This is a genomic window from Neoluteolibacter marinus, assembly GCF_014904755.1.
In the GTDB taxonomy this organism is placed as follows: Bacteria; Verrucomicrobiota; Verrucomicrobiia; order Verrucomicrobiales; family Akkermansiaceae; genus Haloferula; species Haloferula marina.
In genome coordinates, this window is record NZ_JACZFQ010000043.1 from 68,444 (window position 1) to 85,116 (window position 16,673).

At 63.9% G+C, this 16,673-nt stretch carries 11 protein-coding genes; 6 read left to right on the forward strand and 5 right to left on the reverse strand.

The genetic code is table 11. The features are described from left to right. The first annotated feature begins 25 nt into the window (after positions 1-25). The 4 genes from IG178_RS10335 to IG178_RS10350 all read left to right on the forward strand — a co-directional run bounded on the left by IG178_RS10335 (position 26) and on the right by IG178_RS10350 (position 5,640). The gene (locus tag IG178_RS10335) at positions 26-1,444 is read left to right on the forward strand and encodes a class I SAM-dependent methyltransferase (protein WP_193212463.1); all 1,419 of its coding nucleotides are present in this window, start codon (positions 26-28) and stop codon (positions 1,442-1,444) included. Then, positions 1,437-4,130: an ATP-binding protein gene (locus IG178_RS10340; protein WP_193212464.1), complete on the forward strand. Its 2,694-nt coding sequence runs from the start codon at positions 1,437-1,439 to the stop codon at positions 4,128-4,130. The genes IG178_RS10335 and IG178_RS10340 overlap by 8 nt, the downstream gene beginning before the upstream one ends. Next, the gene (locus tag IG178_RS10345) at positions 4,127-5,167 is read left to right on the forward strand and encodes a response regulator (protein WP_193212465.1); all 1,041 of its coding nucleotides are present in this window, start codon (positions 4,127-4,129) and stop codon (positions 5,165-5,167) included. Before IG178_RS10340 ends, IG178_RS10345 begins: the two co-directional genes overlap by 4 nt. 80 nt (positions 5,168-5,247) lie before the next feature. Continuing rightward, positions 5,248-5,640 (forward strand): helix-turn-helix domain-containing protein, encoded by a 393-nt coding sequence (locus IG178_RS10350; protein WP_193212466.1) that lies wholly within the window; start codon positions 5,248-5,250, stop codon positions 5,638-5,640. Positions 5,641-5,668: 28 nt separating this feature from the next. On the opposite strand, the gene IG178_RS10355 is transcribed toward IG178_RS10350, so the two are convergent. From IG178_RS10355 to IG178_RS10365, 3 genes are all read right to left on the reverse strand, one after another. Continuing rightward, a complete protein-coding gene (locus IG178_RS10355) occupies positions 5,669-6,856 on the reverse strand; it encodes an OmpP1/FadL family transporter (protein ID WP_193212467.1) in 1,188 nt (395 codons plus the stop codon). A gap of 4 nt (positions 6,857-6,860) precedes the next feature. Further along, positions 6,861-7,853: a hypothetical protein gene (locus IG178_RS10360; protein ID WP_193212468.1), complete on the reverse strand. Its 993-nt coding sequence runs from the start codon at positions 7,851-7,853 to the stop codon at positions 6,861-6,863. A gap of 73 nt (positions 7,854-7,926) precedes the next feature. After that, positions 7,927-9,306: a class II fumarate hydratase gene (locus IG178_RS10365; RefSeq protein ID WP_193212469.1), complete on the reverse strand. Its 1,380-nt coding sequence runs from the start codon at positions 9,304-9,306 to the stop codon at positions 7,927-7,929. Between the two features lie 203 nt (positions 9,307-9,509). Between IG178_RS10365 and IG178_RS10370 the strand changes: the two genes are divergently transcribed. Both IG178_RS10370 and IG178_RS10375 read left to right on the forward strand, forming a co-directional pair. Beyond that, positions 9,510-11,105: a histidine kinase gene (locus tag IG178_RS10370; protein WP_193212470.1), complete on the forward strand. Its 1,596-nt coding sequence runs from the start codon at positions 9,510-9,512 to the stop codon at positions 11,103-11,105. A 19-nt stretch (positions 11,106-11,124) separates the two neighbouring features. After that, on the forward strand, positions 11,125-11,757 hold the full coding sequence (locus IG178_RS10375; RefSeq protein ID WP_193212471.1) for a response regulator: 633 nt from the start codon (positions 11,125-11,127) through the stop codon (positions 11,755-11,757). Here IG178_RS10375 and IG178_RS10380 read toward each other — a convergent pair. Both IG178_RS10380 and IG178_RS10385 read right to left on the reverse strand, forming a co-directional pair. Continuing rightward, a complete protein-coding gene (locus tag IG178_RS10380; protein WP_193212472.1) occupies positions 11,754-14,300 on the reverse strand; it encodes a DUF7133 domain-containing protein in 2,547 nt (848 codons plus the stop codon). The two genes, IG178_RS10375 and IG178_RS10380, sit on opposite strands and share 4 nt — an antisense overlap. A gap of 51 nt (positions 14,301-14,351) precedes the next feature. Continuing rightward, on the reverse strand, positions 14,352-16,478 hold the full coding sequence (locus IG178_RS10385; protein WP_193212473.1) for a PA14 domain-containing protein: 2,127 nt from the start codon (positions 16,476-16,478) through the stop codon (positions 14,352-14,354). Positions 16,479-16,673: the final 195 nt, after the last annotated feature.

Genomic DNA, 16,673 nt, shown 5'->3' on the forward strand with positions numbered 1-16,673 from the left:
TGGACATCAAGAAAGACAATTGCTGATGGAGATTCTCCCGGACCAGGCGCAGAGCGTCATCAAGTGCAAGAACAGCCAGGGAATGGAGGTGCAGGCGAACTTGCTGCGCTTGACCCGCTACTCGGTTGTTTTCGAAGTCTACAACCCCTACAGCATCCTCCAGCTCTCTGAGGTCCTTTCGGACTTCAGGATCCTTGCCAACAAGCGGTTGATCTACCGCGGCAAGGCGGTGGTCAGCAACCTTCTCAACACGGGCCTGGTGCTCGTTTGCGAGGCGGGCCTGGAGGACGGCTGGCAGGAGGTGGACTTCCTTTCCGGGGTGGCGGGAGAAGCCGACCTCGGCGCCCAGTTCGCGGCCTTCATGACCGATTGGCGGGCCGCCAACCACGTCCAGGATCCCTTCAAGGTGGTCGTGGCCGACATGTCGAGCGCGCTGACCGGGGTGCAGCATTGGATGGGTGGCATCGATGTCGGCATCCGGTCGACCGCCACCCGGCGCCGGGACGACCTTGAGCGTGAAATTTTCGCCAACGTCCAGCGCCAGGTGATCGAGGAGGTGATCCCGGCGATGGAGAGCTTCGAGCAAATCTCCAGCCAGATCTCGGAGGACGAGGTTCCGTCCCACAAGTCCTACGTTCGTCGTGAGTTGCATCCGATCGTCCTCTGCTCGCCTTTCCTCTACCGGACCTACACCAAGCCGTTGGGCTATGCGGGCGACTATGAAATGGTGAACATGATGCTGAGGGATCCCTACGAGGGGGCCTCGTCATTCGCGAAGATCCTCAACTACGCGATGCTCAACACCGAGCCGGTGGTCGCGCACCGCAACCGGATCGACTACCTGGTCGAGACCCTGGACCGCGAGGCCAGCCGCCGGCATGGCCGAGGCAGGGCCCGGGCCTTCAACCTCGGTTGCGGTCCGGCGGAGGAAGTCCTGCGGTTCCTGAAGGAGCACGACGCCAGCGACTTGATGGAGTTCGACCTGCTCGACTTCAATCCCGAGACCCTCGACTACACCCGTGAGCGCCTCGACAAGGTCCGGATGAGCATGGGCCGGACCACCGGCCTGCGCTTCATCCCGAGGTCGGTGCATCAGATCCTCAAGGCGGCCGCCCAGCCCGGCGGCGACCCCGAGCTCGGGAAATACGATGTGGTGTATTGCGCGGGTCTGTTCGACTACCTTTCGCAGCGCGTCGGCAAGCGGCTCGTGGAGTTCTTCTGCTCGATCGCGAAGCCCGGCGGCATCGTCATCGTCACCAACGTCGCGGATTCCAACCCGCGCAAGGCGTGGATGGAGTACTTGATGGAGTGGAACCTGATCTACCGCGGCGAGGAAGAGATGCTGGACCTGGTGCCGGCGGGGCTTCCGGTCCAGCGGGTGGAAGTGAGAGGCGACGAAACCGGGGTCAACCTGTTCCTCGAAATCGAACTCGCGAATGGCTGAATCGACGACCATTCCCTTCAACGACGCCGAAGAGGCGGAGTTGAAGCGCGCATTCGCGCAATACGAGCACGGGGTCGCCGTGGACAATGCCCGTCGCGCCGCGGCGCTGGCAGCCTTGTTCATGCTGGCGGGCACCACGCTCGATTGGATGGTTTTCACCAGCTACGCGTGGACCTTCCTGCTGGTCCGCGCAATCGTCACGCTGTTGCTGTGCGTGGTCTACTGGGCGCTGGGTTCGTTGGAAGTCGCGCGGTCCAGGAACTGGATCGCCCAGGCCATCCCGCTGCTTCCAACCATCGGGATCTGCTGGATGATCATGAAGACCGGCGGGGGGAACTCGGTCTACTACGCCGGCCTCAACCTGGTGTTCCTCGGCATGGCGCTGCTGCTGCGCTGGTCGTTCTGGAATTCGGTCGCGATGATCGTGCTCTGCATCAGCACGTACTTCATCAGCGTGTCGCTTTCCGAGGGCCAGTCGGAGCGCCGGCTGTTCTTCAACAACACCTATTTCCTCTTCGTCACCAGCGTGTTCGTTCTGGCGGGCAGCTACTTCTACGAGCGCCTGCGGTTCCTCGAGTTTTCCCTGCGCAAGGAGGTCGAGGATTCCCGCGAACTGCTGGAAGCCCAGAACCGCCAGTTGAGCCAGCTGGACGAGGCGAAGACGCGCTTTTTCGCCAACATCAGCCACGAGCTGCGCACCCCTCTCACGGTGATGATCGGGCTGACCGAACGCCTTTCCGAGCGCTTCAGGAGTTCCCCGGAAAAGGAAGTGCGCGACATGCTGGCGATGACCGAGCACAACGGCCTGCGGCTGTTGAAGCTGATCGACGACCTGCTCGACCTCGTCCGCTTCGACACCGGCCATGCCGACGTCAAGCTCCAGAAGACCGAGCTGGGCGGCATGCTCGACGGGCTGATGCAGTCAATGCGGCACCTTGCCGACCAGGACGGGGTCGCGCTGGAGTGGCGGTTCACCGGGATCGACGAACCGCTGATGCTCGACCGCGACAAGATCGAGAAGGTCCTGCTGAACCTCACCATCAATGCGATCAAGTTCACGCCGGCCGGTGGCCGCATCGATGTGGATGCCGTGCGTGACGGCGAGTTGCTGATCCTTTCCGTCGCGGACTCGGGGGTCGGCATCTCAAGCGAAGTCCTGCCGCGGATCTTCGAGCGCTTCTGGCAGGTGGACTCCTCTTCGACGCGGAAGTTCCAGGGCGCCGGGATCGGTCTGGCGCTGGTCAGCAGCCTGGTGGAAACCATGGGCGGCAAGATCAACGCCGACAGCCAGGTCGGCGTCGGAACGCGGTTCCGGGTGGAGCTGCCGGCGGTGGCTGCCGCCGGAGAGATGGAAGCCGAGGAACCCGATGAAACCCAGGGCGGCAAGCACATCGAGGAATTGCACCGGCGGGCGGCCCTCTCGGTGGCGCGTCCGGCCGATAGCTTGGTTCCGGCCACGGCGGCCCGCGGCATCGGCCGCAACGGGGCGTCCCGGCCGCTGGTGCTGGTCGCGGACGACGAGCCCGACATGCGCCGCTACCTGGTGATGCAGCTCGAGGATGTCGATGTGGTCGAGGCCCGCGACGGGGCGGAGGCCCTGGCGCTGGCCAAGCAGCACCTGCCGGTGATGGCGCTGATCGACCACATGATGCCGGAAATGGACGGGGTGGAGGTTTGCAAGGCGATCCGGGAGAACCACGGGACCCGCGAAATGCCGGTGATCATGCTGACCGCCCGCGCCGACGAGCAGACCAAGCTCCAGGCCCTCGACGCGGGGGCCAGCGACTTCCTGACCAAGCCGTTTTCGGGGACCGAACTGGTCTTGCGCTTGCGCAACCAGCTGGCAATGGCCTCCATCCGCCGCGAACTCGCGGATCTCAACCGCGAGCTCGAGGCGGCGATGGAGAAACTGAAGGAGAACGAGGTGCTGCTGGTCCGGAACGAGAAGCTCTCCGGACTGGGCCAGATGAGCGCGGGAATCATCCACGAGATCAACAATCCTCTCAATTATGCCCGGGCGGGATTGCACGCGTTGAATTCGTTCAAGCGGATGCTCCCCGACGACGAGCATGAGGACTACGCCGAGATCGTCGGTGACATCAGTGAAGGGGTGGAGCGGGTCGCGCAGATCGTGGCGGATCTCCGCCAGTTCACCCGCGACGACAACCGGATCGGGGGCGAGGCGGACCTGAAGGAGGTGATGGAGCGCTCGAGACGCCTGGTCAGCCATCAGCTTGGCGAGAAGGTCGCGCTGGAAATCAAGGGGCCGGAAAAGGCCCTGATGACCGGGAACAGCAACCAGCTGGTGCAAGTTTTCGTCAACCTGTTCCAGAACGCCATCGACGCCATTGAGCTCCGCAAGGCGGAAAAAGGCGGCGAGGACGGCAAAATCGACGTCAATGTCAGGTCCGCCGCCGGTGGCTGGGAAGTTACGGTGATGGACAATGGCAACGGGATTCCCGCGGGAATCCTCAATAAGATTTACGATCCATTCTTCACCTCCAAGGATGTGGGCAAGGGCATGGGGCTGGGCCTCAGCATCACCCATCAGATCCTCACCCGCCACCGGGCTCACATCGAAGTGGATACCCGTCCCGGCGAGTTCACCGCTTTCACGATATTTTTCCCCCCCTCCGATCCCGAGGCCGACGGGGACGATCCCGAGTTCAACGATTCCATAACATGAGCGACCTCAACTACGATTATTCACGTTACGCCATCCTCTTCGTGGACGACGAGGAGAAGACGCGAAAGTACTTCCGTCGTCTCTATGGCGAGACGTTCCGGATCCTCGAGGCATCCGACGGGGTCGAGGCGCTTTCCGTGTTCGAAGCGAACGCCGAGGAGATCGGGATCATCGTCACCGACCAGCGGATGCCGAATGAAACCGGCGTGGGCTTCCTCGCGAAGATCGCGGACCGCTATCCGGATGTGGTGAAGATCCTTTCCACCGCTTACTCGGATCTCGATGCGGCGATCGGCTCGGTCAACAAGGGCGGCATCTACCGCTACATCACCAAGCCTTGGGAAGTCAGCGAGCTGGAGGTCACGCTGCGCCGCGCGATGGAGTTTTACATCGTCAAGAAGGAGCTGGGCTCCTTGATGACCGCCAAGGTGCAAGCCCTTGGCAACGTGATCTACTCCTCCCGCCTTGCCGCCTTTGCCCTGGCGCCGCTGGCGGCCAAGCTCGACGTGAAGCACGCCGCCCAGGCGGTGGCTTCGTTCGTGCGTCTCGGGGCATTCGGGACGGCGAGCGGTGGCAGCCGCACGGCGATGGATGCCGGCGTCGACTCGTGGAAAAAGGTGCACGATGCACAGATCAAGCTCACCGGGGCCCTCGAGGATAAGCTGAAGGCCGGGTTTTCCGGGGGGACCCTCGCGGAGAGGGTGGAGGCATTCGCCAAGTCGCTTCCCGACGGAGCCGCCGAGATCGTGCCAGATGGCGACGGGTTCCGTCTGAGCTCGGGGACCGATCCGTTCCCGCGGTTGCTGGCGGGGTTGCTCGGGATCGGCGGTGTCGCTGGGGATGAGGCCCTGACCGTGATTGCGGCCTTGATGGGCGTTTACGATGCGGGCGGATCGGTTGGACGGTTGCGCGCCGAAGGCTTGGTCATGGAAGTGCACAAGGATGGGGCGGCTCTGGAGGAGTCTCCGGGATCGGACGTCGCCCGCTGGCTCTTCGACGACGATTTGCTGATTTCCTCCGCATTAGGGCTTCTCTAAATTGAGCGGTTTCCCGTAGCCTTCGCCCGCCCGCGCCGGCAGCGACCAAGCGCTTGCCAGGTGAACGAGGCTATCGAGCAATGAAGCGTCCGGATCTCCAGATCGCCTACCGCAATGGCCGGGTCGTGGCCATACGGGCCCGCGATCTGGAAGCGGAGCCCTTGGGGCCCATCGCCCTGAAGTTCGGATTCAAGGTCAAGCCCTTGTGCGTTCACTTCGAGGTGTCCGAGCGACAGTTGCACCGGATTTTCACCGATTCGCTGGGGATCAGCCCGAAGGATTGGCTGCGCCGCGAGCGGATGGTGCAGGCCCGGCAGCACCTGCTGGAGGGGATGCCGGTCAAGGAGGCGGCAGTGATCCTCGGCTTTCCATCGACCAAGGATTTCAGCCGGGAGTTCCAGTTGCTCCACGAGGTGACGCCGACGGACTTCCAGCGCAGGCAGGACGCCGAGCGCGAGCGCCGGCTGGAGTAGCGGGCGGTCCGCTGTTCAAGCGTGCCGGTTAGAAACTATAGCGAACCGACAGGTTGAGGGCGTGGTTGAAGGTCTCGTACTCGCCATCGACGGTCGGGTTGTAGTTGCCGTTGACGGTGCGGCCGCCGTTGTAGGCGAAATGGTAGCCTGCGGCCCAGCCGAAGCATTCCCCGCGATGGCCGAAGCCGATACTGCCAAGATGGAGGTCGGAGTCGGGATTCAGCGGGCTGAAGGTCTGGTCCGGCACGGAGTTCTCGCTGAAAATGTAACCGATGCTTGCGAAATACCCGTTCCCCAGCTGGCGCGTGATCCCGAACTCATACATGAAGCTCGACTTGTATCGGAACGGGAAGACCTGGCTGCCGCCGAACGTGCCGAGGAACACGGCGTCATCGACGCTGTCCCAATCGGTCCAGTCGAGGTTGAACTCGAAATTCCAATCGTCGTTCGGCCGGTACGAAACCCCGCCGACGATGTAGGCGGGGAACTTCAGTGATGCTTGGGTCGGGGTCCCTCCGCCAAAAGGTGGGACCGGGGCGGTGATTGAACGGCCCTTGTAGTTGATTTCGGTCGCCGAGCGGTAGTTGAGGCCGAATGACCATTCTTCGAGCGGTTGCCAGAGCAGCCCGAGATTGTAGCCGGTCGCGTAGCCGTTGCCGTCAAACTGGAACTCGTCGCCGGGGATGAGCCCGATGCGACGTTCCAGACTGACTTCGGAAGGGTTGAGGGTCAGGCCGGCAGCAACCGAGAGACACGGGGCGATTTCCCAGGCCATCACCGGATTGACCGACACGTATTTCAGGTCGGCATCCTGTGCTGCGGTCGGGAACGGCGTGAAGCGGCCGTAGTCGATGCCCAGGCCATAGGGTGCGTAGATGCCGAGTCCGAACGAGAGGGGCGATTCGTCCGGCGACCAGGTGTAGTAGATTTGAGGAACCGCCTGTGGCGTCGTTTCCGTGCTGGCGGAGCCGCCGGCTGAACGGAACGAGACGTCGGTGGAAATGAGATAGACGCCGACGCTCACATTCTGTCCCTCAAGCTGAGTGATACCCGCGGGATTGTAGAAAATCGCCGAAGGATTGTCGGCGGTGGCGACAAAGGCGTTCCCCCGGGCGATGCCCTCGGGATCCTGGTTGGGCAGGCGGTAGCCGACGGCTTGCGCCAGGTTCGGGCTGGATGCCAACGCGAGCAACGTGAGAAGTCGGGCGGGGTGCATGAGTTTATTTCTGGAATCCAAGTTCGATCTCGCGGACCCAGCGTTGGATCCACTCGGCGGTGACGTCGGGCGAGGTGGTCAGGTCAGGGTGCGCCTGGAGGGTCAGGCTCAGCTTTCCTTGGAAAGTGACGCAGCCTGCCCCCAACATCTGGGTTGCCAGCACCGGGGGCGCAAAGAGCCAGGCATCGGTGTTGTCGGTGATCTTCTTTTCGGGATCCCAAACCCCGAGGTTGGAAAACCCGCCTAGATTCCACTGCGAGACGGCCCGGTCGGCATTGATCAGTGCCCGCTTGATGCCGGGCGAAGTCAGCCGTGCTGCATCGAAGGCCTTCCAGTTCGCGCAATGCCGCCCCTTTTCCAGGGAACGATAAATGTGATGATGCACGTCGCGAATTCCCTCGGAGGCGAAGACCTTGATCCCGATGTAACTCGAGTGGTTTTCGGTATCGTGCGGACGCGTCACCTTGCCGCGGAGGTTGACCGGCACCATCCAGGGAATCGCTTGCGACGGGTCGGCCAAGGAGGGTCGCACCGCCCGGTCAAGGTACTTGAGGAGCAGGGAGTTGACCGTTGCCTGGGAAGTCCGGGCCGAGTGCCGGATCTTCGATGTTTGTTCCTCGTCGAAAACGTGCCACGCCACCGCGGGCGTTGGTTCATTCGGGGGCACCGTGTCGCTCCGGTCCAACGGTTTCCACGCCAGGCGTTTGCGCGGCCCCAGCATCCCCGGCATGGCCCGGAGGAACGCCCACCAGGAAAGTTTCGCGGGATGGGTGATCATCGGGAGGTCCGTGATCGTTGCGCCCCGCTCCCTCAGCAGGTGCGCGAATCCGCCGATCCCGTCGAAATCCGTGTGAGGCAAGAATGTCCATTCCGGCGACTTGGAAACCGGATCAATCCGTCCGAAGCGGATGCCGATGAAGTCTCCCAATGATTCGAGCGCTTCGAACCACGGGCGAATCGGATCGGGCGGGCCAAGGGACCGAGATTCGGTTGACATTCAGGGGATGTTTACTGTTCCGGCGCTATTGGAACGACCAAAAAATCCGGGTTTGTCCGATTTTGCGTCTCGTTTAGCCGGATCCGGTCATGGTTTCGGGGTTCAGGGCTGCATCCAGCGCATCGGGGGTGAGTCCAAGGGCGTCCAGCCGTTCCTCGCAGAGCTCCCGCACGGTGCGTCCTGTGGCCACCGACTCCTTGGCGATCGCCGCGGCGGCGTCGTAGCCAATCGCCGGCACCAGGCCGGTAACCATCGACAGCGACAGTTCGATCAGCTCGTTGCAGCGGTCCGTGTTCGCCTCGATCCCGGCGACGCACTTTTCCTGCAAGCAGGTGGCGACGTTTCCAAGCAGCAGGATGGATTCCAGCAAGCAGTGGGCGATCAGCGGCATCGAGACGTTGAGTTCCAGGAAACCACCCGCGCCGCACCAAGCAACCGTCGTCTGGTTGCCGGCGACGCGGGCGGCGACCATGGTGGCGGCTTCGGGGATCACCGGGTTCACCTTTCCCGGCATGATCGATGAGCCCGGTTGGGTTGCCGGCAGCCGGATTTCGCCGAGGCCGCAGCGTGGCCCGGATCCGAGCAAGCGGAGGTCGCAGGCGATCTTGTGGATCGACACCGCGATGGTGGCGAGCTGGCCGTGGGCCTCGACACAGGCGTCTTTCGCGGATTGGGCCTCGAAGTGGTTCGACGCCTCCCGGAACGGCAGGCCGGTCGATCCGGCGAGCTTCGCGATGACCCGGGCGGCGAATTCCGGATGGGCGTTGAGGCCGGTGCCGACCGCGGTGCCGCCCAGCGGGAGTTCCATCAACGCCTTCTGCGCCTTGCGTCCGCGCGACGCGGCCAGTCCTGCCTGCCGCGCCCAGCCACCGAACTCCTGCCCGAGCCGTACCGGTGTTGCGTCCATCAAGTGGGTGCGCCCGATCTTGAGAACTTCCGAAAACTCCGCGGCCTTGCCCTTGAGCGCCTCTTCCAATCCGAGCATCGCGGGAATCAGGTGGTCGCGCAGTTGCATCGCGACGGCCAGGTGGATGGCGGCGGGGAAGGTGTCGTTCGACGATTGTCCGAGGTTGACGTGATCGTTGGGGTGAACCGTCACTCCTACGCGGCGGCACAAGGTCGCGACCACTTCATTGACGTTCATGTTGGTCGAAGTGCCGGAGCCGGTTTGATAAATGTCGACGGGAAACTGATCGTCGTAGCGACCCGCCGCGATTCCGGCTGCCGCCGAGCGGATCGCGCCGGCAATTCCCGGCTCCAGCAACCCGAGTTCGAGGTTCACCTCGGCGGCGGCTTCCTTGATGCGACCGTACGCGTGGATCAGCGGCGGCGGAACCGGCGTCCCGGAGATCGGGAAGTTCTCCACGGCCCTCGCGGTCGATGCCCCGTAGAGAGCATCGGCAGGGACGGCCATTTCACCCATCGAGTCGCGTTCGGTCCGGTTTTCCTTCATGTCTCCAATCAAACATCTTCCCGTGGAAAATCACGGGTGGAATCTCGCCGGGATCCCATGACAGTTTCGACGGGGCATGGAGGGATTCACTCCTTGCTGCATCAATGGACGCTTCGTATCGATGATGCCTGCGCGACGGAGCGACTTGTCTTGCCATGCGTCCACCGTACCCCGGCTTCTTTCCCTGCAACGCGAGACACCGCGTGCGCCTGCTTTGTGGTCTCGGCCTGCTCGCCTCAACCCCGGTCGCGTGGTCGGGTTCCGGGGCGACGGCCATCGATGTCTTCATCGACCAGGCACAGGAGCCGGTCAGGGCCGAAGCCGTGACGGCGCCGTTCGATGTGGCGGAGCTGACCTTCCATGTCGACCCGGAGCCGCTCCGCGTCCGCTACAAGCTCGAGGGGATCGACCGCGATTGGCATCAGGGCGCGGGGGAGATGAACTTCATCGTCCGCTTCATCAAAGGGAACGGTGACCAGATCCTCCAGGTCTTCTTCCCGGCGACCGGCGACAGCTCCGGATGGAGGGGCAGCGTCGAGAATTCGGAGTTCATTGCACGGCGCGAGGTCGTGACCGTGCCACTGGAAGCCCAGTATGTCTCCATCGCCCTGTCGTCATCGGGACCTCCGAATACCGTCGGGATCTTCGCCGCGCGGGGCATCACGGTTGAACCGGCCGAACGCCTTGCCGGCGACGACCGGCGCTTCATCGTGGACGGCCGTGGCTTCGATCTCGCGAATCCATTGTGGACGAAATCGGGTACGCATCCGTCGATGGCATCGGGCACCAACCTCGGGGACGACGCCGAGGGGGCGCCGCTCCTGTTCATCGTCGATGACGATCCCACCGCCCACGCGGACTGGGCGACCGGGGTGTATTCGCTGCCCAAGGTGATCCCGGGCGAGCTGCTGGACGTCTGGTGGGAGGAAACCTACACGGTGGGGATGGGCGGGGATTTCTCCGTCGACTACGAACGGCTGCCTCCGGGTGACTACCGGTTCGTCGTCGAGGATCTCGCGGTATCCGGCCTCCCGCTGGGATCCGGGGCCGCGGTCGTGCTCGAAGTGCCCCGACCCTATTGGGAGAAGTGGTGGTTCTGGTTGGCCTGCATTTCAGCGACGGGCTTGCTCGCCGGCCTCTGGGGACGGCACCTGATCCGGCGGCGGATCAACCGGCATCTCCGCAACGCCCGTCTGATCGCTGACGAACGGCTGCGGATCGCCCGCGATCTTCACGACGACCTGGGCACCCGACTCTCGCACATTTCGCTGCTGGGCTCCCATGCCGAGAGCAACATCCACGACCAGGAGGCCAAGGCGACGTTCCGCCAGATCACCAACATGTCCGGCGAGTTGGTCAGCGCCTTGTCCGAGACCGTTTGGATGCTCAACTCCAACAACGATGACCTGGAGTCGCTGGTCGATTTCCTTTGCCGGCTGGTCAGCGACCTCTGCCGCCTGGCGGAGATCCGCTGCCGGATCGACGCGATGTCGGTTACCGAGGACCGCCCGATCAGCCACGAGTTCCGCCACAATTTCAGCCTCTCGGTGAAGGAGACGGTCAACAACGCGCTGAAGCACTCTCAGGCATCCGAGATCAAGATGAAGATCTGGATGGAGAATTCGGTCTTGAAGATTTCCGTGGTCGACAATGGCATCGGCATTCAGGAAGACGACCGGCGGACCGGCAGCGGCCTGGAAAGCATCACCGAACGGATGAAATCCATCCGTGGCAATTGCGTGATTCAAGCCCTGGAACCCTGCGGCCTCAGCGTGTTGTTGACGGCGCCGGTCAAATGAATTCACCCTACCCAGCGCGATGATACCCCGCCGAAAGACCGTCGTGGTGGTCGAGGACGACTTCCGCCTCCAGCAACAGCTGATCAAGATCCTCGAGAAGCCGCCCGACATCGAATGCCTGTTTGCGGTGTCGTCCGCTGAGGAAGCCCTTGAGAAGATCCCGGCCGCCTCGCCGGACGTCGTGCTGATGGATATCAAGCTGCCGGGGAAGAGCGGCATCGACTGCATCCACGAGCTCAAGAAGCAGGTCTCCCAGCTGGAGATCGTCATGCTCACCGCCTACGAGGAGGAGGACAACATCTTCCGCGCGCTGAAGGAGGGAGCCAGCGGCTATCTTCTGAAGACCAGCACGCCCGACGACATTTTCAACGCGATCCGCGACGTCTACTCCGGCGGTGCGCCGTTCTCGAGCCACATCGCCCGCAAGGTCGCGCAGTACTTCCGCCAGGACAAACAGATCGAGGACGAGAATCAGACGCTCTCCGCCCGCGAACGGGAGGTCCTGCGACTGCTCGCCTCGGGCTACATCTACAAGGAGGTGGCGGACCAGCTCGACATCACGATCGAGACGGTCCGCACCTATGTGAAACGGATCTGCCTCAAGCTGCACGTCCGCAGCAAGGTCGAGGCGATCATCAAATTCCGCTCCTAGCCCGCCGGCTCGCGCAGCAGCTTCAGGTCGTGGATCGACCAGTAGTTGCCGTCGGCCTTCCCCTGCTGGGTGATCCGCACGTACTTGGCCCGGACCGGCTTGAAGCGGATCTCGGTCACCGGCGACTTGCCTGCGCCCGTCGCCACCGGATCGCTCCAATGGGTGCCGTCGTCCGATACCCGAAGTTCGAACTGGCGCGGGTAGTCATTGGCGGAGTCGCCGGCGTCGAGCACCAGGCCGGACAGCGGCGTGGCCTCCTGGAGCTGGACCTGGAACCACATGCCGGGAACCATGAACCTGCCGGTGGTGAAGCGCGAGGCGGTGTCGCCGTCGATCGCCATGGGGGCCGAACCGTTGTTGTCGCTTGCGGTGACCGTCAGGCTGCTGTTCGCGACGGCCTGGGGCAACCGGGCCTGGAGCTCCCGGTAGGACCACGGGCTGTACTTGCCGGCGGTGTCCTGGCGGGCCTTGGCCACATCGGCCGGCGTGACGAAACTGCCGTGATTGCCGAAGCTGTTGCGGACGTAGCTGGCGACCGAGGCGATCCAGTCGTCGTCGTTGGTCGCCATCGAAATCATGAGACCCTCGTACTTCTTGCCCTCGATCTCTCCTTCCAGGCCCTTGAGCAGGACGTAGACGACGCCTTTCGGATCTCCGGTGACGGTTTTCGAGCCCGCCATCGGAGGGGCGATCAGCGCGCCCTCGAGGCCCGCGACCTCGACCCCGCGGCCGACGTCTCCATGGCAACTGGCGCAGAGGGTGGAATAGATTTCCTCGCCCTTCTTCATCAGGGAGCGTTCGCGGTCGGTGAGGTCGGGAAGCTTCTGGCCGGGGGCGAGCAGCAGCTGCGGGCCGATCTGTTTGACGCCCTCGGCCTTCGAGCGGACCACCGTGTCCGAGATCAGGGTCTTGTGGCCGGGAAGGTCGAGGTAGCGGGCTGTCAGGCAGGCCTGGAGCACCACCTCCGGGGCGTCGTCGCGGGTCAGGGCCTCGAGGCCGGCGGCCAGCGAGGTGTCGCCGGCCTGGTAAAGCGATTCGCTCACGCGGATCGCCGCCACCCTGACCTGAGGGTGGGGATCTTCCATGGCCTTGCGGACCAGTTCCGGGGTGACGGCTCCAAGGCCTTGGAGCGTCCACAGGGCATGCATCCGGGCAAGATAGCTGGTGTGCCTGCGGACACCGTCCTCGAGCATCGGGACGACGGCGCGGTCCTGGCGCAAGACGATCAGCCGTTGGGCGGTGTCCCGCCACCAACCGTTGGGGTGGGCGAGGTGGGCGACGAGCTGCTGGGTGCTCTCGGAGTACATCCGCGGTTGCTTCACCGGGCGGGTCGTGCGGTGGGCGAGCCGCCAGATGCGGCCGAGTCCGGCGACCTTGTCGAAACGGTGCTCTTCAACCACGCCGCGCAGGTAGCTGCCGCGATTCACCCAGGCCGCTTCCTGGATGATGCCGCGGTACATGTCGGTGATGTAGAGCGTGCCGTCCGGGGCATTGCTCATGTTGACCGGGCGGAAGCAAAGGTCTGTCGAGCGGAGGAACTCGGATTTCTCTTCCTGATAGGGATTCGAGAGGATCTTGAGGCCTCCGTCCATCGTGACCTTGGCCCGGCGCACGAGGCGGCCGACCGGTTCTCCGAAGAAGACGTCGCCGAGCATGTCGGCGGGCAGCTGGTCGCCGCGGAAAACGTCGATGCCCGCGCCGGAAGTGAAACCGTTGAGGGTTCCGTCGGGCTCGCGGACACGGCCGGGTCCTCCCTGGAAATCCCGGGCGCCCGCGGCGGGGAACAGCTCCTTGAAGCCATCCGCGAACTGGTCCCGGGGATTGAACATGCCGTAGACCACCGGGGCCTGGAAGCTCACCGGCCCCTTCTCGCCGCCCGCATTGACGTAGTAGAGGCTGCCGTGATTGTCCTGGCCGAGCCCCCACTGCCCGTCGTTGGGCTTGGTGTCTTCCTTCACCACGCCGCCGGGGGTCCAGCGAAGCCGGAAGCTGTTGTAGGTGGTGTAGATGGCGTTATCGATCGCCCAGACCAACCCGCTCGGCTGATGCTCGAGGTTGCCGCCACGCGGGCCGCCCTGCCACCAGAGTTCCTTCTTGTCGGAAACCCCGTCGTTGTCGGTGTCGGTGTAAAGGTAGAGGTCGAGGGTGTCGGTCTCGTTGACGACGATCTGGCCTTTTCCCAGCGGCAGGATCATGCGGGGAAGTACCAGGTCGTCGACAAAAACACTATGTTTGTCGTAATTGCCGTCGCCATTGGCGTCGGTGTGCATCGAGATCCGGCTGGTGGGCTTGCGCTGGTCATTGCCGTCGATGTCCTGCATGTAGGTCCTCATTTCGGCGACGAACATCCGGCCGTCGCCGTCGAAGACCGTGACCACGGGTTCCTTGATGTGGGGTTCGCTGAGGACGAGCTCCATCCGGTAGCCGTCGGGCAGGAGGAAGCTCTTCGCCTCTTCCGCGGCGGAGCGGGCCTGGACTTCCCGGGCGATGGTCGGATGGGTGGCGGCCGCGGAGAGGCCGAGTAGCAGCAGGTGTGGTTTCATGCTCGGTGGGTTGAAGGTCGGGCGGGCGGGACATCGCCGGGCACCGGGAAATCAGGGGCCGGGGGAACGATCGGCCCGGGCGTCGTTCATCAAACGCTTGCCCTTGGCCGTTAATTTCATCCACCAGTCAGCCGGGCGGCCATCGTTGGTGATGAAACGGCCCCAGGCGTCCTCGAGCACATCGGCAGGCACCGCTTGGCGCGCCATGCCGGGGCTTTCCCAATAGAGGCGAAGCCTGCCGTTCGCGGCGCGGTGGCGGTATTCAAGGCGGAACGAACCATGGTCACCGGGTTCGGCGGGAACCGGGACGTTCGAAGACACGATTCCGTTGAGTCCCTTCACGTCGAGGATGCGCTCGCCGTTCAAAGTCAGTTCCGCGTCGTCGCCGGGCGCGCCTTCGATAGAGAAGGTGAAGGGGCCGGGGCCGGGATAGCGGATCCGGCCGCCCATGCGGACGTAGAAGTTCTCGGCGTCGATGTGCTGGGCGGGCGGGTTGCCGTCGAAGTTGATCTCGAGGTCCGTGCGGTGGACCAGCCGGCCGTGTTCCCGGGCTCGGTCGCCGTTGTAGAACGTGGCGGCGACCCCGGGCCGGGACGGCGGCTCCGGGGTGTCGTCGCTCATCGGCATGATGGCGGTGGCTTCGTCGTACTCGTCGAACATGCCGATGAACAGGCGGTCGGCTCCCGCCGCGGCGGCGTCCTTGAGCTGGCTCCAGTAATGCTCTCCGCCGTTGCGTGGCGTGTAAGCCAGGGTGTCCCCGGCGGGGAGATGCTTGAGGTTGGCCCACGAGAATCCCGGCATCGCATGGGCATAGTAGGGAAGTCCGAGGGAGCGGAGGTCGGCGATGTCACGGGCGTAGCTGCGCGACATCCACGCCAGCACGCAGTTGTAGTTCGCGATGTGGTTCTGCCACGCGGCGTCCATGTCCCGCCAGTTCCCGGGGATGCCGCCGATCACGAAGTTCCCGCCGTAAACCGGGTCGTTTTTGAAGAAATCGACGACGGCATCGGCGGTGGCCGGCGAGATGTTCCGGTCGGGGAACGGAAGGCCCCAGATGAACACCACCGGTTTGCCGTCCTCGTGGGCGTAGTGGGAGTCGCCGCGGATGCCGAATTCATCGACGAACCACTTCCAGTCGGTCTTCAGGGTTTCGAGCAACTTCCTGTCTGGATAGCCGCTGACGTCGTATTCGATGGCCCAGAGCCGTCCCTCGCGGTGGGCCGAGGCCCGGACGTTGGCCAGGATCCACTCGGGTCCGCCGCTGATCGAATGGAAGCCGTCGTTGACGAAGCGCTGTAGAAAGGCGCCGTCAATGTCGTGCTCGCGCATCCACCCGAAGTGGATGTCGGTCACCGCGGGCCAGGCGGAGGAAAACAGGTAGGCTTGCTTGCCGCTTTTCAATTTTACATCGCATGCCTTCTGCAGGGTGTGGGCGGGGTAGCTGGAAATGTCCGGCCACATGTCGACCGAGAAGGTTCCCGACGGGATGTCTCCCCAATGGTGCCATCCGCCGCCGTAGGGATCGTTCGGGGTGCGGAACCAACCTTGGTAGCCGGTCATGACGCGGCCTTTCAAGGTGCTGTTGTCAACCGGCCGGGACGGCCCGTCGTAGGGCACCTTCCAAGGATCGGAGATGACATAGCGGAACTCCGGATGGTCGAAAGGAGTGTCGTGCGCCGAGACTTCCGTGATGGCGAGGGAACGGTCCGTGGAGCCATGCAACTGGACCTGGATCGACAGCTCTTCTGGAAGGCGGGAGGCCCCGGCGGTGAATCTCATGCGGGCGCTTGCAGGCTTGCCGGTGTCGGCCAGTGTCAGGCCGAGGTGGCGGTCGGGACCGAGGGTGTCCCCGCCGTTTCCTGCGAGCCGCACGTCGATCCGGCCGTAGCCGCGGTCGAGGTAGTCGATCTTGACGAACAGTTCACCGCCTTCCGGCATGGGCGCACCGGTTCCGAAGGTGAGCGTCCGGTTCGCATCGTCGGATTGCCAGACCTCGTAGCTGCGGCCGTCGAGGCGGAGGGTCGAGGGCTTGATGCCGGCTCCGTCGCGGGTAACAGGGATCAACGCGGTTGCACCGGCTTCCGCGAGCATGGCGGCAGTGATGGAAACCACGACGAGCAACCGCGCGGTTCGTGCCATCGCCAAGGTCGCGTGTTCACTGCGTGGGCGGGGAATCATGGTCGGGGTGAGAAGGAGCGTGCCGGTCTAACCGGTCGTGGCTCGCCGCTCGCTGGCGACGGCCGGGAGAGGGATTCTCAACCATCGGGGGCGAGTCGTCCTAGTCCCCAAAGCGGGGACAGGAGGGCGCGCTTGTCCCCGCTTTGGGGACTACTCGGTTTGCAGCGACCGACTATTCCTCACCGCGACGGATGA